This is a genomic window from uncultured Spongiibacter sp., assembly GCF_964011655.1.
GTDB classification, from domain to species: Bacteria; Pseudomonadota; Gammaproteobacteria; order Pseudomonadales; family Spongiibacteraceae; genus Spongiibacter; species Spongiibacter marinus.
In genome coordinates, this window is record NZ_CAXGPO010000020.1 from 23,771 (window position 1) to 49,816 (window position 26,046).

Genomic DNA, 26,046 nt, shown 5'->3' on the forward strand with positions numbered 1-26,046 from the left:
CCTTCAGATTGCTAGTCAAAATCGCTGTACGGAATGGGAGGCTCAGGCGGCGTGTAAATGGGCTGCCAGCGATCATCGAACTGGTACTTCACATACAGCGATGCATGATTGGGCTCGTAGAAATCAGCTCGATAAATATCTGCTGCCAACCCTATATACCAGTGGCGACTCACGCGCCGCTCTATCGCCGCTTCCAAAAAATACCCGGGGCCACCGCCAGCGCCGCCGCCAGTGGCGAGTTCATACAAGGGGTCCTCATCGCTCTGCGAGAACGACACGGCTCCGCCGAGCAAGTAAGACCAGTGTTCACCAACGCGACCGAAGTAGCGCACCGGAATGGACAGCGATACGTACTGCTGCGGGCTGTAATAGGCACCGTGTTGCAAGCTGTATTCACTCAGGTTCTTATCGTAGCTCAACCACATGGCATTGAGGCCGATACGCAGGTTGCGGTTCTCCTCGGCGATAATACGGCGGTAGACGCCCCCCAACAGCCCAAGCCGCTGGTTGTCGGCGACATCGTCGCCATGCAATTGATGAACCTGCGCGCTCGACCAGTAGCCGTAGCGGCCGCCCTGGTCATAGTTCAAACCCAATTTAATGCCGCTGCGCAGCACCCCGCCCCACTCCTTACCGGCCCCGGTGGCGCCGTTTGGAACCGTCATACCCGCGTAGGACAGCGCCGTGCCGGTTTCGGGTCGTCGAGACGCCGTGGCAGACCAGCCGAATTTACCCAGTTTGCCGCGAATCGACGCGCCCCCCACCCAGTCTTGTTTGGTAAAACCCAGTGGCGTGGTGCCGATATCCACTTGCCAGTTGCGCGCCTGCCACCCGACACCAACGGCGGTGCCGCTTGCCGATTCCTCAAAGGGTATGCGCGTGATGCCTGGCGGGGTATTGCCATCGGGGTCGAGATAGTCAACCTTCCCGGAATCGATGGACACACGATCGACACGCAGTAGCGCGTGTCCATCGTAGCGGGGAAAGGGCCAGCGCAACTCAATCGGAATTTGCTGCAAGCCCGTTCCGGAGCGACGCTCGGTGAGGTCTATGCCCGCTTTAATGTATCCCGACTGCCGTTCGCGCAGCTCGTCAATGGCGGCCACCACACTGCTACCCAGCCAGTATTCGCGGTCGGCATTGTCATACAGTTGTCGGCGTGCGTCTTCAGACAGCGCCGTATCAACGGGCTGCCCCTGCGCACGCTGCAAGGCGGCGTAGGCATAACGCTGCGCCGCCGACCAATCTTTTGCCGCAATGGCCTGCTGCATCGCCGTGCGCAACTGCTGATCGCTAACATCGCCGCGCTTGGGCAACAGTGCCAGCCACTGCTCGCTTAATGCTTGTTTTCCATACTGGCTTTGCAGCGTCGCCGCCTCTAACACCTGCTCACCCGTCAACCGTGCTCGCATTGAAAACAGCGCTTGCTGATGCTGCGCAAAGGCGCGTTGATCGCCAGATTTCCCGCTCAATCTCAACAGGGCCAGCAATGCCTGGGGGCGGTGTTCACCGCGAATATCAGCGGCATCGCGATAGTAGCGGCGGGCTAGAATAGCCTTGTCACGCTCGGCAAAGTACTGCCCTTTTGCCATCGCATAGCGCGCTGATAAGGCTTCCAACTCGGCATCACTCAAGCCGTTTGCATTCGCCTCGGTACGCAGTGGCCGATACCACCGTTCAAAGGCGTTGAGGTCGCCCATCTCCAACCAGAGCAAAGCCACACGTTGCTGCCTCTCGATACTCTGGGAGCTCATAGGCAACAGCGGCTCAATCAGTCCGCGAGCGCGCTCTTCCTCGCCCTCTTGCCACCAAATTTCCGCCAGACTGAGCTGAGTATCGGCATCATCGCGATAGCGCTCTTCCAGCGCCTGCAGGCTTTGCAATCGGCCCTGACGGTCATCGACAGGCAAGCCTGCCACCGCTTGCGCAAACTCCAGACGCAATAAATTGCTGCGCATGGCATTGCTGCGGCGCGCCCTGGGAATCGAGCGCAGCTGTTCTATGGCCAGGCCAGGTCGCCCTCTGGCTGACAGGTATAAGGCGTAGGCGAAAACGCCTTCAGCATCGCCGCTAACCCCGGGCGTTTTGGCCATATATTGGTCAGCACGCTCGCTATCGCCAAGTTCGATCATGGCCTCCGCGGCATCAAGCCGCTGCCACGGTGAAAGCGGCGGATAGCGCAATAGTTCCTCAAGTGCCGACGACACCGCCGCGCGATCTCCCGACTCACGGGCCCGCGCCAATTGCTCAACACATTGCTCGCGCAGCCACGCTCGCCGCAACGGTGCGACACGAGCACGCTGCGCCGCGCTGTAACGCCGGTAAACCTGCTCAGCTTGTCGCGGGCCACGCCACTGGCGGTGGAGCTGAATTCGCCCCCACAAAGCATCCTGGTTATCGGCTTCATGCGACAGTGCCTGGCGGTAGAAGGCATCTGCACCGGAAAAATCGCCCTCTCTGCGCGCCAGTTCAGCCAAGCCAATCAATGGCTCAACTTCACTACCCTCAATTGCCAATGCGTCGTAAAAGGCTTTGCGCGCACTGGCAAATTGCCCGGCTTCCAGAAGCGCTTCGCCACGGCGAAGTGCGCGCCAATATGCCGCGGTATCTATCAGGGAACGCCAACGCGATTGTTGGTCAGGATCGCGGTTGACGCGTTCCGCATCGCGAAAATAACTCAGTGCCTGTTGGTGCTCGCCGCGCCGCAAATATACAAGCCCCAAGCCACCCAGTACTTCGGGGTCGTTGGGGCGGCCGTTTAGGGCGTAGCGCAATTTGCGCTCTGCCCCGACGAGCTTGCCCGCCTCCAGTAACGCTAAGCCCTGGCTGCGCGCGCGATAGTGAGGGTCGCGCATTAAGCGGCGCTCCTCCTGCCGCATCTCCAATGCCAGCGCTTTGGCCTGTACCGCTGCTATATTGTCGGGAAATCGCTCGGCCAACAGGGTATGTGTGCGTATACGGCTCGGCCCGATGGGCTGCTCAGCAAGGGCCGCTAGCCAACGTTGCACCGCTTGTTGAGCGAGTGAGGGGTCATCGAGCAAATCGCGTAATATACGCTGACCAGCCTGGCTACCCGGATTCTGCGAGAGCAATTGATCTGCCAGCGCTAAGCGCAATGGCGCTACGTTGGGGTACTTGTCGTTCAGCGCGCGGAGCCGGCGTATAACGACGGGCCTTTTTCCGTCGACTCGCGCCAGTATCTGCAGATACTCCAATTCACTGGATAGCAACACAAAGCCGCGAGGGTAAAGCTGTATGAGTTGTTGCGCCGCTTCCTTTACCCGACCGGTTTTCGCCAGCAGAGTCACCTGCTGCATCGCTGATTTTTTGTAGCTGTGCAGAGCGAGGTAATCGGTAAGCTGCAAAAATGTCTGCGTTCCACCAAAACGCGCTTTCAACTCCGAAAGCATGCGCTCTGCGTCCTCAACATTGCCGTCGCGAACCGCAAGCCACACTCGGTACACATAAGCGCTTTGTGCATCTGGGTTGATCACATCCAAGCGCTGCAACTTGGCTCTGACCAAGTCATCCCGGCCCAGTAACTGCGACTCAATCAGCTGTATTTCGATGCTTCTTTGTAAGGACTCATCCACCGTCAGCGAATCAGTGCGCCCACCGGTGACAATGATGTCGGCCGTCGTCGCGCCCTCATCTGCCTCACGCAAATTCAGTGGATCGCGCTGCCACAGCAATACGCCGACCGCGCACGCCAATATAAGCCAGAGCAGGCCTGTGCGGTTCATGAACACCCCGCTTGCCAATTTGGCTGCACCGCGCCACTAGCCGAAAACCGCAGCCGACCCGTCATCCATGCGTCAGCAAATAAATCCAATACCCGATTGTAATAGTCGCGCTGGCCGAGGCTGTCGCTATTGGTTCTGCCATTGCGGACACGTTGCTGCTGCGCTTCCAGTAGCGTCGTTTTGCCGCTGTTCGACAGCATCGGTAATAGTGCAGCTGAGAAGCCCCATGGGCCGTTGCCGCGCGCCGTTGCACTGCCAATATTGACCACCTCGGGAACGTTTTCGCGCTCCTGGGTAAGCGCCAGCATCACGTCAAAGTGATCGCGCAATGCCGCTGCCGCCTTCGCCTCTGGGTGCAACATGCCCACCCAGAGATACACGCGTATCGCGTCATAACTACCCCGTTGCCCGCTTTTGGGGTCTTGTCGCCACGCGCCCTGGCGCCAGGCCACCCAATCGGGGCTCAAGCCATTTGCCGCCGTGTCGCGCAGCAAGTCGGGCAAAGCAGCGGCCAACTCCGGCCAAACGGAGTTGGGCTGCAGCTCAGCAAAGCGGCTAAAGATCTGCGGCATCCAATAACTCGGATTGAGCCGCAATGTATTGTCGCTGGCAAAACCCTCAGGCGCCGGCATCAGCACCCTGCCAACGGTGTCGATGACACGCGTTTCCTGCTCGGCGATATGCCTGGCTAGAAAATACCCCTGCGAGCGATAGTGGTGATCCCCCCAGAGGCGGCCCGCCTCAGCAAGGGAGTAGGCGATCCAGGTGTCGGAGTCTGCCGCTGAGTTGGCATCCAGCACCGCCCCGCCACTTTCCTGTGAGCGGCCCCACAACCAGGCGGGCAAATGAGTGCTTAAATCGCCCTTGGCAAGGTGTCTCTCTGTCCAGGCGTGGAGGTTTGCAAAGCGCTCCCGGTCGTTTGCCAACAGGGCAAAAAACATTGCGTAGGACTGGCCCTCAGAGGTCGTAATCTGGCGCGGGTCACTGCCATCAATAACCCGGCCATTCTCTATATACTGCTCTGCGAAACGCTGCCATGCGGGCCAGCTACACTCCGCCCAAAGCACGCTCGGGAACATGGCCAGCAATAGTGCCCAACACCGACGAATCACTCGTCCCCCTGTTGCAGGCGGCGACGCGCCACACCACTGAGTAAGCGCCAAAGCACCACGGCCAACATCAATACCACGATGATGCTGATAATACCGAGCAGCATTGGATAGCGAGAGAAGTGGTACCAGATAAGGTCCCAAACACGCAGTTTACCGACATAGTATTTATCGCCGACATTGAAGCTCGCTTGCCCTCCCTCTCGAAATACCACTACTGAGCCATACATCTCGGCAATTTTTCCGCTATCTGCCAGTGCCTCTCGCACCATGGCCATATCACTCGGTTGTGCAGCGAGCACGGCAACAACACTTCTGTCGTCGTTATAGGGAGAGCGCATCCCTAGCAGCGCCGCAAAGGGCCCACTGGCGCGCACTTCCACTTCCGCTGTTGCCGATGCCAGTGTTGGCGCCGCCCCGGCCCAGGTATCGCTTTCAGACACGATGTTCTTGCGCGGTTTCTGCAACATGCGCTCGCTGCGATCAAACAATAACGGCAAATCCTCACCGCCTTGTGCAAGCTGACCATTGGCGGCAATCAATAGCACATCGCGATCCTTTAATGCGGCTTCCTGCCAATCGTCATACAAGGCCATTGCCAACGCCGGGTAACCGGAACTGGCTCCCGCAAAGCCCATTAGCTGCAGGTAGGTTTGGATAATCTCTTTGTTCTTGCTGTCGGGCAGCAGCACAGCCGTTTCTGACAGGTCGGCCATACGCGTAAAGGGATAGGCGGCGTTAGCGAACGCACGCAGATTGGGCATCTCGATGTAGTGCGCGAAGCCGGTAAAATCAACGGTTGAATCGGCATCGACAACAGCGTAGCGCTGGGCGGGCGCCAAGCTTTTACACTCGCCACTATTGATACCGGCAAAATCAAACTTAAACTCCAGCTGATTGCGGCTGCCGACCTTGAAGGCCGGAATACGCAGGCGCTGATTAGCCGATAAGAAGCCATCATTCAGCAAGGGCACACGGAAACGCTTAGCCTCACCGGAGAACCCTTTGCGAGTTAAGTTAAACGCCTCAATAAACTGTTCATTAATGCTCAGGCTCATTTGCGAGCCACTGCCATCTTCAACCGGAGGCGAATATCGGTAATCCAACTCTACGGGAATACCGCGGCTGCGCCAGGTGAACAGATCGGGCGGAAGCTGGAAGCCCACCCTCACTGGTGGCGGTGTGCGCCCTTCAACTTGCAGTTGGTTGAGGTTATCAACCAGCTCGCCAAAGCGAACGGGGCGATCGGTGGGCAGCCAATTCGGCGCATCGTAGGGCTTTCTTGGCTCGCTTTGCACCGCCCGTTGAATCTCTGCGACAGGCCCGGATAACAACTCACTGCCCAGCACCAAGCCCCGTGCCGCCTGAACCAAATCGGCATCATCGCGCCCCTGGATCAACAACAACTTGGCTGCGGGGTTCTCAGGGTGACTGATCATTTGCAGGGTCGGCGCACTGACTGGAGGGAAATCCTGCAGCGCTTTCGGACGCTGTGTATTGGTCATAAACACCAAGGCGTGCTGCCTAGGCAAGCGCTCCGTTTCCACCGGGAAGCTCGCCCCGCGCCAGCTTGCAAGTGCCCCAAACCAGGATGTCACAATACCCGCTGCGTGCAGCCTTTCCAGGCTACCCTCACCAGTGAGCACTACCGGTAATTGCAGGGCGCGGTAATCTCGCCGATCGAAAAATGGCGCCGGCAATTGCTGCAGGTTGTTGGCAACGGGCAGCACGCGGCTGACCGTTCGCAGGCGGGTGTCACCGGTTAACTCTGCCCAAATGCTTGGGCTATCGGGGCTGTAACACTCTTCTGGTGGTTGCCCGACCAGTTGCACACGCACTTGGTTAAAGTCAGCTAAGTAGCGCGTGTTCAGCGGAATACTCACCTTTTGCTGCAAGCGTTTTTCAGGATCAACGGCCACCGCCGACATAAATTCGCCGTTCAGATACACCTTCAGGTGCGATAAATGGGGCACCAATGACGGTGAAAATGAAAAGCCCAAATCCAGCGTGGCTTCTTCAACGAGCTCGTCCAACCGTGAGCCAAAGCTGAGTCCAGCTGAACTTTCACTACCGCGCAGTAATACACTCTGCGGAAAGCCCAACTCAGTCAACGAGTAATCATAGCGTCTCAGCTCTTCAGCCTGCCGCCATTCGGAGGGCGCTGGCATCAGTTGCTCAGCCCACGTCGGCATACACACTGCCCATAGCAGCAACAGCAGCCATCGACAGGTGTTACTTGCTCTCAGTGTCTTGTCACGCTGACTCATGCTTCTTCCACCCTAATTAAAATTGGCTGAGGGCGAAGACTCTTCGCCATCCCCACCAGCGCATTAATTGTAGTCAGTAACTGGGGAAGCGGCCGCGGCCCCGCCCTCAGTAGACGTCGATAGCCCTGTATGCTGATGCTCATTACCGCCGCCATACTGGTCAGGGGTTTATCGACGCTCATATTTTGTTTCCAGCTCACCCAGTTATCAGCGCGTGCAAATGTACACTGCACATAATTCACCATGCTGCTTGGAGACTGATCACACAGACGCAAGCCGACAACCTCTCGCCCTTTAAATACTGTCGTCATGGCGAAACTGTATTCCCTGCCCGCGCGATCCATAATGACATTCACTTGCTGCCCCACTTGCTCTGCAGCATCTGGAGATAGCTCAACCCGCGCACCGCTTAAGGAAAAGTCTACCAATTGCGCGTGCAACAAATGCCCGCTTGGCAACTCCAGCGCTACAGGAAATCTCACCTGCACGCGATGGTCGCTGCGCAGCTGTTTCGCTTCGGCGGCAACGGCCACAGCGCCGCCCAGGATCAATAAGTTGTAAACCACCCAGAACAGGTTGAGTAAGACCGCACTGATCTCATTACTCGGCCCCGCATACAAACGCCACAAGCCAACCAAAAAACCAAAGGCGTTGAGTAGCACCAGCAAGATATACGGCCGGGACATAACCCAGTCGAAATATTTTTCGTGGATCAGCCCGCCTTTAGCGGTGACATTAAAGGTGCCCTTGTGTGGCGCAAACAGCGCCACCGTGGTCGGCCTGGCAATGTACCAAGACAACACCGTTTCGTAGACTTCCCCCCAAAAAGAGTGCCGATATCGCCCCTGAATTTTGGCGTTTACCACCGAGGAATACAGCATATGGGGCAACACATACAGGAAAATCATGATGGCGGGCGCGTAGATAATATAAGTATGCAGCAGCAAAAACGCGAGCGGCGCCAACAGGAATACTAAGCGGGGAATGCCGGATAGAAAGTGCAACATCGCATTGAAGTAACACAGGCGCTGTCGCAGCTTTAAGCCGGGACCCCGCAGGGGGTTATCCAGTCTAAGAATCTGCGCCATGCCCCGCGCCCAGCGAATACGTTGACCGATGTGGGCCGAGAGCGTTTCTGTCGCCAACCCGGCCGCCAGCGGCGCGCGTATGTAAGCGGAGTTGTAGCCGAGCCGGTGCAGCCGCAGCGAGGTGTGGGCGTCTTCGGTGACAGTCTCAACCGCAACACCACCAATTTCCTCCAGCGGGCCACGGCGAATAATCGCACAGGAACCACAAAAAAACGTCCCGTTCCACAGGTCGTTGCCATTTTGTATCAGGCCGTAAAACAAGCCGCCCTCGTTGGGCACTTTTCTGAAGTTGCTGAGGTTTCTCTCAAAGGGATCCGGTGAGAAAAAATGGTGGGGAGTCTGTACCAGCGCCAGCTTAGGATCACCTAAAAACCAACCCATCGACAGCTGCAGAAAGGCGCGGGTGGGAATATGGTCGCAGTCAAATATTGCAACGTACTCGCCGCGCGACTGTTTTAAAGCGTTGTTGATGTTCCCCGCCTTTGCATGGCGGTTATCATCGCGGGTAATGTAGTGCACGCCCACGTCGCGGGCGAAATCGCGGAAGTCATCCCGTCGGCCGTCATCTAAGAGGTAAATTTCCAGCTTGTCTTTGGGCCAATCCAAACCCTGGCAAGCGTAAATTGTTGCCCTCACAACCTCCAGGTCTTCGTTATAACTCGGCACAAAGATATCTACCGATGGCCAGTCCGCAGTATCTTTAGGCAATGATTTTGCCGGTCGGTTGAGCGGCCAGATATTCTGAAAATAGCCGAGTAATAACACCAGCCAGGCATAGAGTTCAGCGAGTAAAAGTACGATGCCAAGTGCCAGACCGAGAGGGTCATCAAAGTTCAGCGTTGAGCTGCAGCGCCACCAGATATAGCGGCAGGAGATCAACAGCGACAGTACGATCATCAGCATCTGCGGGAAACGACCGGGCAAACGGTTGAACACCAGTAGAATGCCAAACAGCGCCGTTGCGAAAACAAACTGGGCCAGCGGATCGAGGGGGACGGTAATACACAGCACCGCCAGCACGGCCGCAAGCGCAATCGTTAGTGGTTGGCGATGGCGCCTGGCAACATCGGCATCTCGCGTCTGCCAGAATGACGGCTGAAGCCAAGCCAAGTTTGCAAGCCCCTGCAAACGGCCCTTGCCCCCGCCGACCACATACCGTAACCGCCGTGGGAATCCCCTTGTACGACTTTTTTGTGGCGGCGTGCGCATAAAGAAGAGCCAGAAAACCTGCACAACTATGCGCAGCGGGTCGAGCAGCTGGGGACGAATTAAGGAAATATGAGGAAAAAACACTTCTGGCAGTCGCCAACTTTCGCAACCCGCAATTCGGTTGCGTAAAAACAGCGCAGAAAAGAGCAACCAACTGACTAACACACACTTTCCGGGCAGCGACACGACCTTAACACCGGCGTAGTACCGATATCGCGCCCGCAAAATAGATGAAAAGTCCTCCTTCATTCTACCCGACTCTGAAACTCGCTCTGGCACCAGAGCGCAAGGCTCTGAAAGTCCTGAGCCGCTTGGCTATCCGGCGCGCGGGCAATAACCGATGCTAATTCGGCCTGGGCCTCGGCGATGATAAGGTCTTCGTGCACCACCCCCGGCACCATTTGCTCTTCAAAATCATCGGCGATCAGGTTGGCAATGGCACCGGCCAGGGCTTGAGCTGGCTGCAAACGGTTGATGAGTATTCGATAATTCGACGCAGGCCAATGCCCCGCATCTTGCTTTAACAAGGCGTAACTCGCGGCATCCGGTGCTGCGACGTATAGGGTCAGGTCTACATTGGGCAGCGAGTAATGCGGCAGGGAGCGCGACGTCGGACCATCAATCAATACGCAGTCCAGCGGCAGTGAGGCCAGATCTGCAACAACGGCGTGCAATGGCGATTGACCTGCCACCAGTGTTGGAAAAAAGCGCGATAGCTCATCGGCATCGAGCTCGCCGAAGGGCAATACCCAACGCCCATCGTCATGCTGCAGTGTTGCCTCTTTCCAGGAAGCACCCTCTAGGCTTGCCTTCGCCCACCCCACCTTTTCCTCGGGGTTTACCGCCAAGGCTAGACGCAGCATATTGTCGACGTTGGCATCGATGCACAAACACCGCAGTCCTTGCTGCTGAAGGGCAGCCGATAGATTCGCCACGACTGCTGTCGTGCCAACACCGCCGTGCATACCACTTACCGTAATCGTCAACATAGTACTGTGCGTTCCACAACGTAGGCCACAACGTAAGTCGCAAGGCGAGTCACAACGTAAGCCACTGGGTGAGTTTCAAGCACGCGTCAGCACTCGCTATTGTCATCGCGGCGATTAAGTGCCTGCAATAGCGGCCAGCGAGTCATCAGCCGCGAGCGTTCATTCACTCTGAAGTTCTCTTTATAGGAAAAGGCCGCGCCCGCACCCAGCGCGCGCATCACCGATCGTATATCACGGCTCAACGGCTCAGCACTGAGCTTGCCAACGCGCTGAGATTCTCGAGCGTGCTCCTGCAGCTCCATCGTTTTTTCCTTGGGCGGAATATCCATACACTAAGTCCCAAATCTAGCCGAAGCTCGCGTCGGCAACCATTGGCAATCACACCTATATTTATAGGGTTTTTGTCAGGCACAGCCGCGATTCCTAGCCATTCTGACGCCCCCTGCGCTATAGTGCAATCACCGCGTATTACGTCCCGAAATATACGAGACAGCACAGCGAATGAGTATTCAGGCGATACAACACAGTTTTGAAGAGACCCTGTCACAGGACGGCTTGTTCTGCTTGCTGGGTCATTCCTACGCCGATTTCATCGCTACACTTTCGCTGCTTTCATCAAGTCACCAGAGTTTTGTCTTTCAAGAAACGCAGAAAAACGTCTTCAATGGCCTGGATGAGCAAGACCAGCAGGCGCTGGCAAATCTTTGCCAATCTCGTTCAGCGGGCTGCTTTTTCAACCACAGTTCGAAGACACTCAATTTAAAGCAACTGCTGCGCGACACCGAAAGGCTCTCGCTACCGCGTAAAAGCGGGCTTTGTGTCGTCCTAAATGAAGACAGCTTCGACCGCTCTTCACCCGCTAAACTTCAGCAGGCGCTGGGCGCGTGGCGCCGCTTTTGTCGGCGCGGCCAATACCGCATCATGTTTCTTGTTTGCGGCCCCTGTGAAACACTGCGGCCACTGTTAAAACGCCACAGCAAAACCTTGTCCGGGATCGCAACACAAACCCGCATGTCCAAGCTGCGCTACTCGCTACTCATTGATCACTGGCTCAGCCCCCAGGGCATGCTGGCACACCAGGAATTTTTGCTAGAGCTCGACAGCCATCATGCGATCGAGCATCTTGAGCAGTTACTGAAGCCACAGGCGAACGCCACGATCGAGAGCAGTGACGTCGACACCATCTACACCGTGCAGCGCCTTAAAGAAGAGCTTTACAAAAGTGCGAATGTCATTGCCGAGCAAAGCGACAACAGCGCACTGCTTGAAAGTCTCGACGGCGTCGTCGCGGCAACCGTCATCTTCGACTGCCAACAGGCCGACGATATCGAAACCCTGGCGTTAATGATTTACCAGCTTCGCGCAAGTGCCGGCGAGCAGCTAAAGATTCTTGTACGCGAGTCACTGCGCTGCCTGCGTGCGGCAGATGAGGCCTACTTGCTTAGAGCTGGCTGCAGTCTAATCATCCCCCATGGGGTCCACGCAAGCGCTGTACACAGCTTAGTGGCAGCAATTCAAGGCCACGTATTTACGCGCAACCTGCCCAGCAGCTTGAATAAACTGATAGAAACGCGCCCCTATTCCAGCGACTACGGCTACACCGAACCGTCTGCCTTCGCTCGCTACGCAAGGCGGGCCTTCGACAACAGCCTGTTCAGTGAACTTCAGCATTTGATTGTTGAACTCATGCCGTTACCAGGCATCAGCATAGAGCAGATTTTTGGTCTGTGCCGCCTGCGACGAGAAGGAGACTTACTTACTGTCGTCGACGGTAAAGTGTACTTTTTTCTCTACGCCTGCTCTTTACGAGACGTAGATACGGCGCTGCGCAACAGTTTAGATTTGCCGGTGAATGATTTATTCGCCAGCCGCCTGCTGCACTGTGATGCCGACGATATTGATGAACTGCTAGACAAACTCTTGCTAGCCTCCCCGTCCATCAATGCACAGCGAGCCCGCAAACTAATGGACCATCGTTCACAGCACCGCCCGCTTGCCCCGGCAGAAAAGCAGCGCGGCGCGGCCGCCTTTGCAAAACGCCGCCGACTGGACACTACAATACAAAGTGAGAGCGAGTAAGCAGCCATGAATATCCATGACTTTATGCTCACTGTGAGCTGCAGCCTGGTCGTCGGACTACTGCTGGGTTATTTTTTTCGCGAGGCGCTGCTGGGTTTTAGTCAATTCATGCATCGCCATCTTGAACCCCGCCATCTTCGCCGCTATCGACCGACGACACCAACGGCCAATGCCCCCTCAAACAAGGATGACGCCCAACAATGAATGGCAAGGTCCGCAAGCTTCAATCGCAGGAGTTAGTGCTACCCGAGCTGGCGATCTGGAACGCCTATTTTTTAATTAAGTTGGTGCTGTATTTTCAGGGAAAAATGCAGTTTCACGTCGTGGAAAATGTCGCATTTGCGATCTTTCTTTTGTTACCGGTTTCTCTTCCTGTATTGCGCGTGGCTCGTCAGATCAGCGCCGTGATCTTCGCGCTATGGCTAATCCACCTGGATTCTAATCTGCCTCCACTGGAACGGTTATTTGCTCAACTCGAACAACTCTCCCACTTTGAGTCGGATTATCTCGTCGAACTCGCCTGGCGTTTTGTACCTGATATCAACCCCCTAATCGCGGTTGTAGGCATTGCCGTTTACCTCATAGCCAACCGCTACTTTCGTTTAACATCATTCGTGCTATTAGCACTTTTCGCAGCAAGCCTTCACAGCCTGAGCCCACAGCCGACCGCCCCCATCGCCAGCCTTCCAGCAGACGGACACGGCGAACATGAAGCGCAGGCGAGTGGCTCGCCGCAGGGCGACGAGGCACTAAACAACTACCTGAGCAGCTTCTTCAGCCGAGAAGCTCGACGCCAGGTTCGCTTCCCGCCTCTCGCGGAAGAACGCCAGGCCTTCGACGTTATTTTCCTCAGCGTTTGCTCCCTCTCCTGGGACGACCTTGATGTCGTTGAGCAGCGACAGCACCCGTTATTGCAGCGCTTTGACTTTGTCTTTGAACAATTTAACTCGGCCACCAGTTACAGCGGCCCGGCTGTTCTCAGGCTAAGCAGAGCGAGTTGTGGGCAGCTACCCCACTCTGGACTCTATGAAGAAACCAGTGACCAGTGCCTGCTAATGACCCAGTTTACGCAACAGGGTTACGACCACGCCCTGTTGATGAATCACGATGGTCACTTCGACAATTTTCTCGAGAGCACACGCCAACTTGGCCACGTCGACGCTGAACTGTTTCCCCTTGCGGGCATCCCCCAAGCACAGAAGGCCTTTGACGGATCGCCGATATACAGCGACCTCGCGGTGTTGGAGAACTGGTGGCAACAGCGGCTACAATCGCCGTCTCCCTCAACAGTCGCGCTGTACAACACCACCAGTCTGCACGATGGCAACCGCCTACTGGACAGTCGGGAAAATCTGCGCGGCGCCCAAAGTTATAAGCGCCGAATGGATCGCTTATTTGGCGATATTTCACGCTTCTTAGACCGCCTTCAGCAAAGCGGCAAAAATGTTGTTGTCGTGCTAGTTCCCGAGCACGGCGCGGGGCTGCGCGGCGACGCCATGCAAATTCCGGGAATGCGTGAAATTCCCACACCGGCGATTACAAAGGTGCCGGTTGCCATCAAGCTCATTGGCCCAAACCTGGAGCGTCAGGGCCCCGCCGCGCGTATTACTCAGCCCAGCAGCTATCAAGCCATTGGCCAACTGCTGGCTGACTTTATGGCTGCCGATATTTTTGCCAATAAGCAATTTAGCACCAGTGACTGGCTGAGCACCCTTCCCCGCACCGAGCCTGTCTCTCAGAATGATGGCAGCACAATGCTCAGTATCGACGGCGAGAGCTATCTGTCACTCGATGGCAGCAGCTGGACGCGCTACTAGAGCCTGTTAAGACTACCAGGGCCTGTGAACAGGCCCATTCAGGCTAGTGGAAGAGGCGTGTATTGTGCTCGCTGATTTGTTCGTTGAGCGTCCAGTAGTCATATATAACGCCAAGCAGAAACACGCCGCCCGTTAGTAAATACACAATCCCAGTCAGCCATTTACCGAGGTAGAAACGATGCAAACCGAAAATACCCAGAAAGGTTAGCAATATCCATGCGACGGAATAGCTGGCAGTGCCTGATTGATAGCGTCGATCGGCGGAGCGCTCCATGGCGGGAATCAACACTAAGTCGATAATCCAGCCGATAAAAAACAAGCCCAGGGTAAAAAAATACAGTGTTCCGCTTATCGGCCGTCCCAAATAGAAACGGTGAGCCCCCATGAAGCCGAATAGCCACAATACGTAGGCAATAACGATATTATGAGTATCACTGCCGGGCGCAGACAACTTAGTAGACACTTCCCCTCCCACTGCTTGCAGTTTTCGTTACGCCACCTTACACGGGGCGCAAATGGAATAGAATGGATAACGGCATCGCACCCTTGCCCGCGTTCGGCTCCTCAACGTTCGCGATGCTATAGCCCGCCCGTTGAAATACTAAAGACCAGTCACCGAGCGTGCGAAAATACCACGGCGGCGCATCCTTAAATTGCTGATGAAGGTGGTCAGGCAAGCCTTCCCAGCTGCCCGTTAACCACCTTGAGTAGTAACTCTCGCCGCGTGTAATAAAACAGGGGTGCAAGGTTTGCACCAATAAATGGCCACTAGCCGCCAAGGCCCGCTTGAGCGACCTCAAGGGCTGCTCGACTGATTCACCCAGCAGAGAAAAGTTACACACCGCCAAATCGAATGTTTGCGGCCATACCACCTCATCTAGCGCCTCATAGGCAATGCACTGGCAATTCTTGCTGCCCCGCGCTATTGCCTCCGCCACCAATTCGGCGACGGCATCAAAACCGGCAACGTCAACACCGTACCCAGCAAGCTCACGCATTAGCCAGCCCTCTCCGCAACCCACATCCAGAACGCGTTGCGGGTGATGGCTCAGCACAGCGTTAACAATTGCCCCATTTGTTACCGCCACCCGGCTGGCGATTGCCTGTTGATCAAGGGCAGCAACCCAAGGCCCCGCATTCCTTTGCCAGCTCTCTACTATCTGTTTCTCGCTGTCAGCCACCGTATTTTTCCCTCCGCTCCATTGCGCTACGCACCGCTATTCGTCCGTTAAAAAGTCGCTGACAGCCCACGCCAGGCAAAGTACCATTTCCGGGTTATCTCGCAGCAGACAACTCACTATGCCCAGCATTCGCTTCAATGATCAAACCCTGGACTACCTGCCAACGGAGACTGTGCTGCAGTGTTTACTGCGTCACCGCCAGCAGATTCCTCACGGTTGCCAAGCAGGTGCTTGCCAAAGCTGCCGAGTCAAAGTAAACGGCCCACTGGCGGCGCAGCAAATGCACCTCGCGCAACAGGGGCTGCGCCCCGATGAGCGAGCCGACGGTATCGCGCTTAGTTGCCAGTTACAGCCCTCAGAAGGCTTAGAAATTCGCGGTATTTCCCCAAAAAATGACCAACACACTGCCAGTATTGTCGCGCGAAGCGCTCTGAACGAACAGGTTTGGGAACTCACCCTGGGCACGCGACTGCGCTGGCAGGCCGGTCAGTACTTTAGTGTGTCAGTAAACGGCGTCGATTACCGCTGCTATTCCGCGAGCAACCTCGCCGACGATGGCAACCTGAGGCTGCAACTTCGCCGCTACGAGGGCGGGCAAGTCAGCGACGCGCTGTGCCGCGCCGAGGTAGGTAGTGAGGTCACGCTGCAAGGGCCACTCGGAGATTTCACACTGCGCAGCGACGCGCGAACCAAGCGTATATTATTACTGGGTAACGGCACCGGCCTGGCGCCGCTCCTTGCCCTGGCCCAACACGCCTTGCAAGAACTCCCCGCCACACCCATTACGTTGATCCACGCCTATCGCTCGACACAGCAAGCCTACCACTGCACGACGCTAGAGGAGCTGGCCAAGCAGGCGGATATCACCGTGGCAAGCGCCAGCTGGGCAGACAGCGCCGCCTCGGAACTGGATGATGTGCTTGATAAGTTGGGAGCGCTATCTGACACCGCCTGCTATCTGAGCGGCAGCACTGACTTCGTCCGGCACTATCAGCGGCGCCTTTTTATGCGCGGCGCGTCGCGCTCTCACATATTCTGCGAGTCCTTTCTGGATTTTACTCAGCGGGCATAAAAAAGGCCGGCATATGCCGGCCTTTACACTCACAAAAAATGCGCGTCTTACAGGAACAGCTCACCACTTTCTGCACGCTGCTCCAGCAGCGCAGGAACGGCAAACACATCGCCGTAACGTGCTTGCAGTTCTTTAGCGCGCGCCACGAATGCCTTCAAACCATAGGCATTAATCGCCTGGAAGACACCACCCGTTTGCGCGGGAAAACCAATCCCCATAATGGAACCGATGTTGCCGTCGCCGACGTTGGTTACCACGCCTTCTTCCATCGCGCGTACGGCTTCTAGGCATTGGCTGAAGACAAGGCGGTCCTTAATGTCTTCGTAGGGCATATCGATGTATCCATTTGGCGCATACGCCTCTTTGAGGCCAGGCCACATGTGCTTTTTGCCACCTTCGGGATACTCGTAGTAGCCGCCACCGTGAACTTTACCGCGACGCCCGAACTCATTCACCATGCGGTCGAGAATGCGGGACGCTGCATTGTCTTCCCACACTTTGCCCTGCGCTTCTGCATCGGCTTTGGCTTGCTGGCCATTTTTGTACGCAGTTTCCTGGCTGATTTCATCGATCGCCGCCAGCGGCCCAACAGGTGAACCATTGTCGCGCGCCGCCGATTCGATAAGTACCGGATTAACACCCTCTTCCAGCATTTCAGCGCCTTGAGATACCGTTTTACCGATAACCCGAGTGGTGAAGAAGCCTGGAGCATCGTTTACAACGATGGGGGTTTTACCCAGCTGCTGGGCCAAGTCGAAGGCTTTCGCCAAGGTCTCGTCACTGGTCTTTTCGCCGCGGATAATTTCAACCAGCGGCATCTTTTCAGCGGGCGAGAAAAAGTGCATGCCAATGAAGTTTTCAGCGCGGCTGCTCGCCTGCGCCAACTCGGTGATTGGCAAGGCTGAGGTATTCGAGGCAAACACTGCACTGGCATCCAGCGCCGCTTCCGTTTCCTGCGTTACCGCTGCCTTGATCTTGCGGTCTTCAAATACCGCCTCAATCACCAGCTCACAGCCTTTCAAGTCTGCGTAGTCAGCGCTGGGCAGAATGTGCGCCATGTACTCCGCTTTCTTCTCTTCGGTCACCTTGCCCTTGCTGATGCCTTTATCAAAGTAGGCTTCGGCGTAGGCCTTACCGCGCTCAGCATTCTCCATGCTGATATCTTTGAGTACGACGTCAATACCTTTCTGAGCGGCCATTGTCGCAATACCCGCACCCATTTGACCGGCACCGATGATGCCGAGCTTCTGGCAGCTGAATTTCTCAGGGCCCTGCGGACGGCTGGCGCCGCGATTCAACGCTTCCATTTGCACGAAGAAGGCGGTCATCATATTGCGGGCCGTTTGATCCAGCAGCAAGCTGAGGAAATAGCGACCTTCAACCTTCTGCGCGGTATCGAAATCGACACGGGCAGAATCAACCACACAGGCAAAGATGGCGTTTTGTGCCGGCATCAGGTTCTTGGTCTGGACCATAACATTGGCGGGGCCAAAGAAGGTCAGTCCCTGGTTGGCTTCCTCTTCAGGGCCGCCGCCAGGCATTTTGTAGCCTTCGCTATCCCAGGGTTGCTTAACGCCGCCCTCAGTGTTGGCATTTTGCTTGATCCACGCCTTGGCTTGGGCGTGCATATCCGCTTCGTCATCGGCCAGGGCATTAACCAGGCCCTTCTCCAAGGCTTTATCCGCCTTCAGGCGTCGGCCCTGGCTAATCAGGCCAATCGCTTCCTGCATACCCAGCAGGTAGGTCATACGCACAACACCACCCGCACCAGGCATCAGACCGATCATCGCCTCCGGCAAGCCCATTTGAATGCCTTTGACAGCCACGCGATAGTGACACGCCAAGGCGATTTCAAAACCGCCACCCAGCGCCGGGCCATTCATACCCACCGCTACGGGCACACCCAGGGTTTCCAGGATACGCAGTGGCGCTTTGGTCGCCATAATGCCGTCGTACATTTCTTTTTTCTTATCAGCAGGTGGATTCAGATCCATCTCCAACATCTCTTTGATGTCGCCACCAGCAAAGAATTGGTTGGGCTTGCCACTGCGCAGATAAATACCGGTAACGCCGCCAGCCTCGACCATACCTTGCAATTCTGCCACGGCTGCGCGCATGGCCTCGTCGTACTCCAGGCCCATGGTATTTACAGTTTTACCCGGCTGATCAAAGATCAATTCAACGATGCCGTCTGCGTCTTTCTCTAAACGAATATATCCCATTGTTCTGTATCTCTCTTTGCCGCTCGGCAGCCAGTGCCGAGCCAAAAATTCACTGTTCCCGCGAATTACACGCGCTCGATGATGGTCGCGATGCCGATACCACCGCCGGCACACAGCGTAACCAGGCCGCGCTTCAGGTCACGACGCTCGAGTTCATCCAACAGGGTGCCGAGAATCATTGCACCCGTCGCGCCAATGGGGTGACCCATGGCGATTGCGCCGCCGTTGACGTTAATTTTCTCATCGGGAATACCAAGGCGGTTTTGGTAACGCAGCACCACCGACGCGAAGGCCTCGTTGAGTTCAAACAGGTCGATATCGTCAACGCTCAGGCCGGCTTTTTTCAGTGCTTTCTGTGTCGCGGGAACGGGACCGTCCAGCATGATGGTGGGCTCACTGCCAACCAGCGCACAGCTAACGATACGTGCGCGCGGTGTTAGGCCCTGCTCTTTACCAGCGGCTTCGCTGCCGATCAGCACCAGACCGGCGCCGTCGACAATACCCGAGGAGTTACCCGCGGTGTGCACGCATTCGATATTTTCCAACTCGGGGTATTTCAGTTTGGCGACGCCGCCGTGACCGAAATCGTTGAACATTTGGAAGGCCGGCTTCAGTTTGGCCAGGCCCTCGGCAGTGGTTTCAGCACGAATCAACTCATCTTGCTCTAACACCACAACGCCGTTCATATCGCGGACGGGAACGATGGACTTGAAGTAGCCATTGTCACGCGCCTGCGCGGCGCGGTGCTGTGAGCGCACGGCGTACGCATCCACCTCTTCACGACTGATCCCATCCATGGTGGCAATCATGTCGGCGCCCAAACCCTGGGAGATAAAATAGGACTTCATCGCCACCCACGGATCGCCGGTTGCACCGCCGCTGGCACCAATACCGAGGCGCGACATGGACTCAACACCACCGGCAGCCACTAGCTCTTCAAAACCGGAAGCGACTTTAGCCGCCGCCATATTCACGGCATCCAGACCACCTGCACAGAAGCGGTGAAGCTGCGCACCGGTAGTAATGTCGTCCCAGCTCGAGTAGACCAGTGCCGCTTTGGCAATGTTCTGTCCCTGCTCCTTGACTGGCTCGCCACAGGCGAGGATCAAATCTTCGACCTTGCTGGTATCCAAATTGAGGCGCTCTTTCATCTCCTCAAGAAGATTCGTCACCAGGTCAATAGGTTTTACTTCATAGAGCGAACCGCCCTGTTTGCCCTTGCCGCGCGGGGTGCGAATCGCATCGTAAATAAAAGCGTCTGCCATGCTGTGTCCTGCCAAAGTAGATTGGGGTTACGTCAAATAGGCAAAGCATGGCGTCTGAGCTGGGATGCGGGCAATAACATATCCGGTCAATGGACTGACATCTATGATATTTCGTTTTATTTAACAGCCACTTAGCCGAAGAAGGCAGGTGTTAGCTTTCGCTATCGCGCTCTCGCTGACGAAACTCGCCCGGCGTGATGCCCGTCCACTTTTTGAAACAGCGGTGAAACGCCGAGGGATCGGTAAATCCCATCAGCGCCGCGACGCCGTTAATGGAGAGCTCTGAGCCACTCAAGTAGGCCATCGCCGCATCGCGCCGACACTCGTCTTTAAGTTGCTGGAAGGTCGTTCCCTCTTTTTTTAGGCGCCGCCGCAGTGTTGGCGCCGACATATTGAGGGCCTCGGTGATCCGTTCAAAACTGGGGAAACCTTGCGAGAAATCCTGGCCGATCATGGCGCGTACCCTGGCGACCAGGCTGCCATCGTCACGACCACTGCTCAGCACCATGAGCGGATAAGGCGCCGTGCGCAAAAACTCTTTTAAGCTGCGCTCGTTCTGCACTAGCGGAAAATTGAGATAGCGCGTGTCGAAGACAAATTCATCACGCAGCTGGCCATAGTACACAGGGCATTCGAACAGCTGCTGATAGCGCACCACACGCGCCCGCTCCCGGGGCGCCTGACCGGCGAAGCGCACTTCTTTTAGCTCGATATTTGTGCCCACCAGCCAGCAAAAGAAACGGTGCCACAAACTCAGGCCATAGAGGTCGGAGGCCTCCACAAAATCGCCGGCAAAGCCCTTCTTTACACTGCCATAACCCACGATGGCACTGTCTCGGCGCGTATCTAACTGAATCTGGGTATCGGCTTCGTAGAAGGTGCGAAAGAACTCGCAGGCACGCTTGATAGCCTTGCCCAGATTGTCACAACCCAGCAGGCAATAACACATCATACGAAACGCACCCGGCGTCACCTTGTGACCGAGCATCAAGCCAAAGGCTTCATCCTGTATCAGGCTCATTACCTGTTGATACAGGCGCGTGTACTGCATCGCGGTGATATGAGGCTGATAGCCGTCACTGCGGCTGTCTATCGGATTGAAGGGAATCTGCGCATATTGCAGAATTTTGCCCGCATCGTAGCCGCGCTCCACCGCTAGGTTGAGCAGAGAGCGAGCAAAACGACTGGGAACAGCTTCAAGATCCATAAACTTCGCTATTAGTGTCGGACAAATGCACAGCTTGTTGGCCCCTGGCACCGCCGCACGACGGAGCAAGACCCAACCAAGTCACAAATTTACCGCCAGAATGTTAACACCCCTCTACACTGTCTGCTAAGTTGTGAAGATAAGGTAATAAACGCAGATTCGCTTGCACAAATGGATAACAGAGTGTCTTAACAGTGATGGAAGAGCAACGTTTCGATCTTTTCTTAACCGGCCACCTGGCTGTTGGCAGCGACCGCGATCGCGCTGTCCAACAGCTGGCCGCGCTGTTTAAGCGCCCGCCCGACCAAATAGACAAACTATTGCGCGGGCGCAGCAGCCGTATTCGCAAGGCGCTCAATGCGGCGGAGGTACAGCGCTTGCAGGCCGGCTTCGACAAAATCGGAATTCTTACTGAAGCGCGGCCCTGCCCCAAAGGCACCCCACAACAGCGCGCCATCGCTGAGAATATTGGCGACAGCCAGGATACCTTGTCACTGTGCCCGACGGGCAGCCCGGTACTGCGCGAAAACGAACGTCGGCAGGTGGATGCTGTCAGTATAGACACAAGCGCCCTCTCTTTGGCGCAAGTGGGCAGTCGCCTTCAAGAGCCCAGAGAGACCGCAGTAAAGGCGCCCAATACCGACCACCTACACATTCTCGACCACGACTAAAACGCTTACATCATTCGCGGCAGTTCAAGGCTTAAAAAGGGCATGCCGCCTACCCCTTTTTACTCACACTGCTCTGGCGAGGCAGGCGCATCACCACTTTGAGGCCCGGCCGATTATCCTCCAGGCTAATTGTGCCGTCATGCAACTTCACCACCGCATGTACCAAACTCAAGCCCAAACCATTACCGGGGTGGCAGCCGCGGCTGCTTTCTACGCGAAAGAAACGCTGAAAGACTTTTTCACGATCTGCATCCGGCACACCGATGCCCGTATCTGCGACATACACGCGGTAGCAATCGGGCTCAACCGATAAGCCCACCTGCACCTCACCACCCTCCGGTGTGTACTTAATGGCGTTATCCACCAGGTTCGCCACCGCTTGAAAGAGTAGGTTTCGGTCCCCGGTGACTTTGCCCACCCTCGCCAGCGCGGTGTTGAACTGCTGGTCTTTCTCCATGGCCAGCGGTTCATAAAGCTCGATAACGTCAGACACAAGGGTGCACAGGTCGACATCGGCGAAACCGGAGCGGCGGTTACCTGACTCCACCTGAGCAATGCGCAGCAACGCACTGAAGGTACCGAGTAAGCCGTCCGCTTCCTCTATTAATGCCTCCACCTGCTCGCGATTGGCGGGGTCGCTGCAGTCGTCGTGTAAATCGCTGAGCTTATTTCTAAGACGTGTTAGGGGCGTTCTCAAATCGTGGGCAATATTATCGGAAACTTGCCGGACCCCGGTCATCAACACCTCAATGCGGTCGAGCATCTGGTTGACGTTTTCCGACAGGCGCCGGAAGTCTCCGGTGCTGCCACTGACATCAATGCGCTCGGAGAAATCGCCGCTCATGATGCGGTGCAGGGTGGTATTGATGTGCTCGATCCGCCGCAAACTCAGCCCAGCGGTGATCGCACCGCCAATCGTCCCGAGGATAATGGTCGCAACCATGGAACGCGTTAATGCCCCAGCGACCAGCTTTGTACTGTTAAGCACATCGGCATAATGACGTGCCACTAACAGGCGCTCGCCACTTGGCAGCTCGGTGGACAACGCAACAAACTCGTTGCCGACCGGGTCCGCCATATTGGTTAAGGACTCAAAGTCGAAACCGATCCAGCCATTGCGGTATTCCTTGGCGTCGGGCCACTCATTGAGGTTGCCGGCTATTTTGCGTTTCTCGGCGTCGCCGACAAAATAAAAAAACCGAATCAGTCGCGTCGGCCCGCTGTGCACCTCGACGAATTCGTCAACGGCTTCGCTACCGCCCTCTTCATAGGCCTGGCTGAGCGCCTCCAGTTCAAGCTTGACCGAGCGATGTACGTCGCTAAAGAAATCGTAGGCGATAAAGGCGTAAATCAACGCCAGTACCATAAATACCGCCACGCTCAGCCACGCGACGTAGCTGACCAAAAACCGGAAGGTAAAGCTGGTAAATATCTTACTCAGAATCATCCAACATATACCCGGCGCCGCGAACAGTGTTGAGCAATTGACGATCAAAGCCCTTGTCTATTTTCTGCCGCAACCGGCTGATATGCACGTCGATAACATTGGTTTGGGGGTCAAAGTGATAGTCCCACACATTCTCCAACAGCATGGTGCGGGTCACGACCTGACCGGCGTGGCGCATCAGGTATTCCAACAGTTTGTACTCGCGAGGCTGCAAGTTGAAGGTTTCGCCGCCACGGGTCACTTTGTGTGCCAACAGGTCCATTTCCAGATCGGCAACCTTGAGGCGTGTCACTGCAGAACTGGACTCGTGGCGACGCAGTATCACTTCAATGCGCGCTAGCAGTTCGGCGAAGGCGAAGGGTTTAACCAGATAATCGTCGCCGCCCGCTTTAAGCCCCTTCACCCGGTCATCTACCTCACCCAAGGCGCTCAGGATGAGCGCCGGTGTGGCGTCGTTGGCTGCTCGCAGGGTTTGAATAATGGTTAGGCCATCCACATTGGGCAGCATACGATCGACAATCAGGGCGTCGTATTCCTCTGTGGTTGCCTTGACCAACCCGGACTTGCCATCGGCCACGTGCTCAACCTGATAACCACTCTCCCGCAGCCCTTTTACAATATATTCAGCGACACTCAGGTCATCTTCGATCAATAGTATGCGCATCGCGTACGGCTTCCCTTGTTCATTATTGTGACTCACTACACAGTTTTTCTTGGCATTCGCTATTGCATCAGCGGTTGCCCACTAAGGGCCTATGGCTAAACCCCTACGGTACATCTACGGATTATTTCCCGGCGCCCCGCTGGATATTCTAAGTCCATGCTCAACAACGATAATTCCAGCATAGCCGAGGATACAAGCACATGATCACGATCACTCAGACCGCAATCATTCCCGCTTCCCTGCAGCGCGTGATCCTGGCCCTCGCCGCCACTCTGCTTTGCACCCTGGCTCACGCCGGTAAAAGCAACAGCTACGATGGCGAGCTCACTTTACCCGCCGACCATCGCCCTGGCTATCAGCCAACCCTGCGTTTTTGCATCGAAAAAGATGAAATGACAGGGAGCTTTATCGCCCACAGCGCCACCGAAGCCCGCTTTAATCGCATCTGGATGAACCAGCACCGCGCTAAAACAGGCAATGCGGCGAAAAAAGAGCTTATCAAACTCGGCGCCAAAGCACTTTACCGCGCTATTCATAAACGTGCATCCATGAACTTTCTTCCCGATGAAAATGGCCGGGTTCGCGTCGCGAAATCCAGCAAGAACTTCGCCGTCGACTACAACCTCCACCTCCGCAGCAGCTCACTGGCCTTCGGGGTGGCCGTAAACTTCTAGACCCAAGGGCAATAAACATCGGCCGCCATAGCTCTGCTACAATGGCGGCCGTTTTTATTTGGGTAGAAAAAAATGACTCAACAGGCTTTTCCCGTAGCCGGCGTTTGGCCTCGCCTCGCCGCCGCTGTTTATGACGGCTTCCTGATGTTTGCCGTGTTATTTGTCGCCTCGCTACTACCGGCACTTCTGCTTAATGCCAAGCAGCTGGGCAACTCACCGGCAACCGATAGCGTGGTGCACGAACTCAATGCCCCATTGCAAGGCTGGGCCTACAGTGCCTATCTGTTAGTACTTATTGTTGCCTTTTACGGCTGGTTCTGGAGAAAAAGCGGGCAAACCCTGGGCATGCAGGCCTGGCGCCTAAAACTGGAGTCAACTTCTGGCGAGCAGGTCACATGGCAGCAAGTGATGATTCGGCTACCTGTGGCAGCGCTGGCTTTTTTCCTTTTTGGGGCCGGATACTGGTGGGCGTGGCTGGATAAGCAGGGAAGAAGTTGGCAGGACATGGCTTCATCTAGCCGCGTGGTACAACTTCCCAAGCATAAGAAATAGAGGCGCTAATTACGTGCGCTTCATCATCAGCAAGCCACCGACCGCAAAGCAGATGATGATCGGACACACACTGGCATAGATGGGGTCGAAGCCATACACCAGGCTCGATGGCCCCAGAATATCCTGCAGGGTGCGGAACACGATACCGACCATCACTCCCACGAAGATACGAAAACCCATTGTCACATCGCGCAGCGGGCCAAAGATAAACGAGATCGCCACAAACACCATGCCCAGTATGGTTACCGGCTGCAGCAGTTTATTCCAAAACGCCAGCTCGTAGTCGCCCGCATTCAGCCCCTGCTTATTCAGGTAACTGGCATAACGCCACAGCCCGCTGATGGAGAGGTCTTCAGGGTCCAACACAAGAACATTGAGCAGCTCCGGTGACAGATCAGACTCCCAGTCTCGCTGCGGGAAAAACTGCTGCTCAGCACGCTGTTCAGTGAAATCAACTTGCCGGACATCCTCAAGCATCCAGCTGCCACCGAGGTAATTGGCCCGTTCAGCATAGGTACTTTGCACCAGCCGTTGCTGGTCATCGAAGCGATAGATGCTTACTCCATACAACACGCCATTGGGCTGAACCGCATTGAAATGCATAAAGGCGTCGCTTTCGCGGTGCCACATTCCGTGCCGCGAGTGGCTGCTGGTCGACTTTTGCAACGCAATCGCGCGCTGACTTTCCGCAATTTGCTGGGCTGCTGGCGCAACGTATTCGGCGACGAACAAGCCAATCAAGGTGATAAATAGCGTCGGCCGCACCACCGCCATCACCAACTTGGCGGTT

At 56.0% G+C, this 26,046-nt stretch carries 21 protein-coding genes; 7 read left to right on the forward strand and 14 right to left on the reverse strand.

Annotated features, from left to right (window positions below; genetic code table 11):
- Positions 1-11 precede the first annotated feature (11 nt).
- The 6 genes from ABNS66_RS10305 to ABNS66_RS10330 form a co-directional block, all read right to left on the reverse strand.
- Positions 12-3,743, reverse strand: a complete 3,732-nt coding sequence (locus ABNS66_RS10305; RefSeq protein WP_286838809.1) for a cellulose synthase subunit BcsC-related outer membrane protein — start codon at positions 3,741-3,743, stop codon at positions 12-14.
- A complete protein-coding gene (gene bcsZ, locus ABNS66_RS10310; RefSeq protein WP_286838807.1) occupies positions 3,740-4,855 on the reverse strand; it encodes a cellulose synthase complex periplasmic endoglucanase BcsZ in 1,116 nt (371 codons plus the stop codon). Before bcsZ ends, ABNS66_RS10305 begins: the two co-directional genes overlap by 4 nt.
- Complete coding sequence (bcsB, locus tag ABNS66_RS10315; protein ID WP_286838805.1) at positions 4,852-7,119, reverse strand: cellulose biosynthesis cyclic di-GMP-binding regulatory protein BcsB; 2,268 nt, start codon at positions 7,117-7,119, stop codon at positions 4,852-4,854. The genes bcsZ and bcsB overlap by 4 nt, the downstream gene beginning before the upstream one ends.
- Positions 7,116-9,665: a UDP-forming cellulose synthase catalytic subunit gene (bcsA, locus tag ABNS66_RS10320; RefSeq protein WP_286838804.1), complete on the reverse strand. Its 2,550-nt coding sequence runs from the start codon at positions 9,663-9,665 to the stop codon at positions 7,116-7,118. Before bcsA ends, bcsB begins: the two co-directional genes overlap by 4 nt.
- The gene (bcsQ, locus tag ABNS66_RS10325; protein WP_286838803.1) at positions 9,662-10,405 is read right to left on the reverse strand and encodes a cellulose biosynthesis protein BcsQ; all 744 of its coding nucleotides are present in this window, start codon (positions 10,403-10,405) and stop codon (positions 9,662-9,664) included. Before bcsQ ends, bcsA begins: the two co-directional genes overlap by 4 nt.
- Positions 10,406-10,491: 86 nt before the next feature.
- The gene (locus ABNS66_RS10330) at positions 10,492-10,734 is read right to left on the reverse strand and encodes a hypothetical protein (RefSeq protein ID WP_286838802.1); all 243 of its coding nucleotides are present in this window, start codon (positions 10,732-10,734) and stop codon (positions 10,492-10,494) included.
- 172 nt (positions 10,735-10,906) lie between these two features.
- On the opposite strand from ABNS66_RS10330, the gene bcsE reads away from it, so the two are divergent.
- From bcsE to bcsG, 3 genes are read left to right on the forward strand one after another with little or no spacing between them, the layout of a single operon-like run.
- Entirely contained in the window at positions 10,907-12,484 is a 1,578-nt protein-coding gene (gene bcsE, locus ABNS66_RS10335; RefSeq protein WP_286838801.1) for a cellulose biosynthesis protein BcsE, read from the forward strand.
- Between the two features lie 6 nt (positions 12,485-12,490).
- Positions 12,491-12,688 (forward strand): hypothetical protein, encoded by a 198-nt coding sequence (locus tag ABNS66_RS10340; RefSeq protein WP_204995845.1) that lies wholly within the window; start codon positions 12,491-12,493, stop codon positions 12,686-12,688.
- Positions 12,685-14,301: a cellulose biosynthesis protein BcsG gene (bcsG, locus tag ABNS66_RS10345; RefSeq protein ID WP_286838798.1), complete on the forward strand. Its 1,617-nt coding sequence runs from the start codon at positions 12,685-12,687 to the stop codon at positions 14,299-14,301. The genes ABNS66_RS10340 and bcsG overlap by 4 nt, the downstream gene beginning before the upstream one ends.
- Positions 14,302-14,344: 43 nt before the next feature.
- Here the strand turns inward: bcsG and ABNS66_RS10350 are convergent, their stop codons facing one another.
- Together ABNS66_RS10350 and ABNS66_RS10355 are read right to left on the reverse strand one after the other, a co-directional pair.
- A complete protein-coding gene (locus tag ABNS66_RS10350) occupies positions 14,345-14,716 on the reverse strand; it encodes a TM2 domain-containing protein (protein WP_204996051.1) in 372 nt (123 codons plus the stop codon).
- 85 nt (positions 14,717-14,801) lie between these two features.
- A complete protein-coding gene (locus ABNS66_RS10355) occupies positions 14,802-15,482 on the reverse strand; it encodes a class I SAM-dependent methyltransferase (protein ID WP_286838796.1) in 681 nt (226 codons plus the stop codon).
- A 118-nt stretch (positions 15,483-15,600) separates the two neighbouring features.
- On the opposite strand from ABNS66_RS10355, the gene ABNS66_RS10360 reads away from it, so the two are divergent.
- Positions 15,601-16,554 (forward strand): 2Fe-2S iron-sulfur cluster binding domain-containing protein, encoded by a 954-nt coding sequence (locus ABNS66_RS10360; protein ID WP_348655315.1) that lies wholly within the window; start codon positions 15,601-15,603, stop codon positions 16,552-16,554.
- A gap of 47 nt (positions 16,555-16,601) precedes the next feature.
- Here the strand turns inward: ABNS66_RS10360 and ABNS66_RS10365 are convergent, their stop codons facing one another.
- The 3 genes from ABNS66_RS10365 to ABNS66_RS10375 form a co-directional block, all read right to left on the reverse strand.
- Positions 16,602-18,776 carry a 3-hydroxyacyl-CoA dehydrogenase NAD-binding domain-containing protein gene (locus ABNS66_RS10365; RefSeq protein ID WP_286838793.1) on the reverse strand — a complete coding sequence of 725 codons (2,175 nt, stop codon included), beginning with the start codon at positions 18,774-18,776 and terminating at the stop codon, positions 16,602-16,604.
- Positions 18,777-18,841: 65 nt separating this feature from the next.
- Positions 18,842-20,041: an acetyl-CoA C-acetyltransferase gene (locus tag ABNS66_RS10370; RefSeq protein WP_286838791.1), complete on the reverse strand. Its 1,200-nt coding sequence runs from the start codon at positions 20,039-20,041 to the stop codon at positions 18,842-18,844.
- A 151-nt stretch (positions 20,042-20,192) separates the two neighbouring features.
- The gene (locus ABNS66_RS10375) at positions 20,193-21,248 is read right to left on the reverse strand and encodes an AraC family transcriptional regulator (protein ID WP_286695799.1); all 1,056 of its coding nucleotides are present in this window, start codon (positions 21,246-21,248) and stop codon (positions 20,193-20,195) included.
- A gap of 197 nt (positions 21,249-21,445) precedes the next feature.
- Between ABNS66_RS10375 and ABNS66_RS10380 the strand changes: the two genes are divergently transcribed.
- Positions 21,446-21,919: a hypothetical protein gene (locus tag ABNS66_RS10380; RefSeq protein WP_204995852.1), complete on the forward strand. Its 474-nt coding sequence runs from the start codon at positions 21,446-21,448 to the stop codon at positions 21,917-21,919.
- 49 nt (positions 21,920-21,968) lie between these two features.
- On the opposite strand, the gene ABNS66_RS10385 is transcribed toward ABNS66_RS10380, so the two are convergent.
- Together ABNS66_RS10385 and ABNS66_RS10390 are read right to left on the reverse strand one after the other, a co-directional pair.
- Positions 21,969-23,366, reverse strand: a complete 1,398-nt coding sequence (locus tag ABNS66_RS10385) for a HAMP domain-containing sensor histidine kinase (protein WP_204995853.1) — start codon at positions 23,364-23,366, stop codon at positions 21,969-21,971.
- Positions 23,353-24,030 carry a response regulator transcription factor gene (locus ABNS66_RS10390; RefSeq protein WP_027873707.1) on the reverse strand — a complete coding sequence of 226 codons (678 nt, stop codon included), beginning with the start codon at positions 24,028-24,030 and terminating at the stop codon, positions 23,353-23,355. The genes ABNS66_RS10385 and ABNS66_RS10390 overlap by 14 nt, the downstream gene beginning before the upstream one ends.
- A gap of 200 nt (positions 24,031-24,230) precedes the next feature.
- On the opposite strand from ABNS66_RS10390, the gene ABNS66_RS10395 reads away from it, so the two are divergent.
- Both ABNS66_RS10395 and ABNS66_RS10400 read left to right on the forward strand, forming a co-directional pair.
- Positions 24,231-24,704: a hypothetical protein gene (locus ABNS66_RS10395; protein ID WP_204995854.1), complete on the forward strand. Its 474-nt coding sequence runs from the start codon at positions 24,231-24,233 to the stop codon at positions 24,702-24,704.
- A 72-nt stretch (positions 24,705-24,776) separates the two neighbouring features.
- The gene (locus ABNS66_RS10400) at positions 24,777-25,256 is read left to right on the forward strand and encodes an RDD family protein (protein WP_286838789.1); all 480 of its coding nucleotides are present in this window, start codon (positions 24,777-24,779) and stop codon (positions 25,254-25,256) included.
- A 9-nt stretch (positions 25,257-25,265) separates the two neighbouring features.
- On the opposite strand, the gene lptG is transcribed toward ABNS66_RS10400, so the two are convergent.
- Positions 25,266-26,046: LPS export ABC transporter permease LptG (lptG, locus tag ABNS66_RS10405; protein ID WP_348655316.1), on the reverse strand; the 781-nt coding region annotated here is incomplete at its 5' end.

Coding starts and splice junctions, on each gene's coding strand:
- ABNS66_RS10365 (WP_286838793.1), bottom strand. CDS start 18,776: ATGGGATATATTCGTTTAGAGAAAGACGCAGACGGCATCGTTGAATTG.
- bcsQ (WP_286838803.1), bottom strand. CDS start 10,405: ATGTTGACGATTACGGTAAGTGGTATGCACGGCGGTGTTGGCACGACA.
- ABNS66_RS10400 (WP_286838789.1), top strand. CDS start 24,777: ATGACTCAACAGGCTTTTCCCGTAGCCGGCGTTTGGCCTCGCCTCGCC.
- ABNS66_RS10360 (WP_348655315.1), top strand. CDS start 15,601: ATGCCCAGCATTCGCTTCAATGATCAAACCCTGGACTACCTGCCAACG.
- bcsA (WP_286838804.1), bottom strand. CDS start 9,665: ATGAAGGAGGACTTTTCATCTATTTTGCGGGCGCGATATCGGTACTAC.
- bcsG (WP_286838798.1), top strand. CDS start 12,685: ATGAATGGCAAGGTCCGCAAGCTTCAATCGCAGGAGTTAGTGCTACCC.
- ABNS66_RS10395 (WP_204995854.1), top strand. CDS start 24,231: ATGATCACGATCACTCAGACCGCAATCATTCCCGCTTCCCTGCAGCGC.
- bcsB (WP_286838805.1), bottom strand. CDS start 7,119: ATGAGTCAGCGTGACAAGACACTGAGAGCAAGTAACACCTGTCGATGG.
- ABNS66_RS10380 (WP_204995852.1), top strand. CDS start 21,446: ATGGAAGAGCAACGTTTCGATCTTTTCTTAACCGGCCACCTGGCTGTT.
- ABNS66_RS10385 (WP_204995853.1), bottom strand. CDS start 23,366: ATGATTCTGAGTAAGATATTTACCAGCTTTACCTTCCGGTTTTTGGTC.
- ABNS66_RS10330 (WP_286838802.1), bottom strand. CDS start 10,734: ATGGATATTCCGCCCAAGGAAAAAACGATGGAGCTGCAGGAGCACGCT.
- ABNS66_RS10370 (WP_286838791.1), bottom strand. CDS start 20,041: ATGGCAGACGCTTTTATTTACGATGCGATTCGCACCCCGCGCGGCAAG.
- ABNS66_RS10390 (WP_027873707.1), bottom strand. CDS start 24,030: ATGCGCATACTATTGATCGAAGATGACCTGAGTGTCGCTGAATATATT.
- ABNS66_RS10305 (WP_286838809.1), bottom strand. CDS start 3,743: ATGAACCGCACAGGCCTGCTCTGGCTTATATTGGCGTGCGCGGTCGGC.
- ABNS66_RS10375 (WP_286695799.1), bottom strand. CDS start 21,248: ATGGATCTTGAAGCTGTTCCCAGTCGTTTTGCTCGCTCTCTGCTCAAC.
- bcsE (WP_286838801.1), top strand. CDS start 10,907: ATGAGTATTCAGGCGATACAACACAGTTTTGAAGAGACCCTGTCACAG.
- ABNS66_RS10340 (WP_204995845.1), top strand. CDS start 12,491: ATGAATATCCATGACTTTATGCTCACTGTGAGCTGCAGCCTGGTCGTC.